The sequence below is a fragment of the Mesorhizobium sp. M00.F.Ca.ET.216.01.1.1 genome (assembly GCF_004010325.2).
In the GTDB taxonomy this organism is placed as follows: Bacteria; Pseudomonadota; Alphaproteobacteria; order Rhizobiales; family Rhizobiaceae; genus Mesorhizobium.
In genome coordinates this window covers 1-344 of sequence record NZ_SADR02000297.1, presented here as the reverse complement: position 1 = coordinate 344, position 344 = coordinate 1, and the positions used below count along the sequence as shown (strand labels likewise).

Below are 344 nucleotides of genomic sequence, written 5' to 3'. Positions count from 1 at the left end.
CTACGTGGACGAGGACACCAGTAAGGAAGTCGACCTGCTCGAGCTCACCGCGCACATCGTATCGGCCTATGTCGCGAAGAACCGCCTGCCCGCTTCGGGCCTGGGCGAGCTGATCGCCAGCGTCGCCTCGTCGATCGGCGGGATCAGCCAGCCGGCGGAGCCCGCCGCGCCCCCGCCGGTCCCGGCCGTCAATCCTAAGCGCTCGGTGACGCCGGATTACATCATCTGCCTCGAGGACGGGAAGAAGTTCAAATCGCTGAAGCGCCATATCGGCGTGCATTTCGGCCTGACGCCGGAAGCGTACCCGACCAAATGGGGCTTGCCGGTCGACTATCCGATGGTCG

Annotated in this window: 1 protein-coding gene; it reads left to right on the top strand. The window is 65.4% G+C overall.

The annotated features are described in order from the left end of the window. Positions 1–4: 4 nt before the first annotated feature. The coding region (locus EN859_RS36195; RefSeq protein ID WP_135913672.1) for a MucR family transcriptional regulator at positions 5–344 on the top strand (340 nt) is incomplete at its 3' end.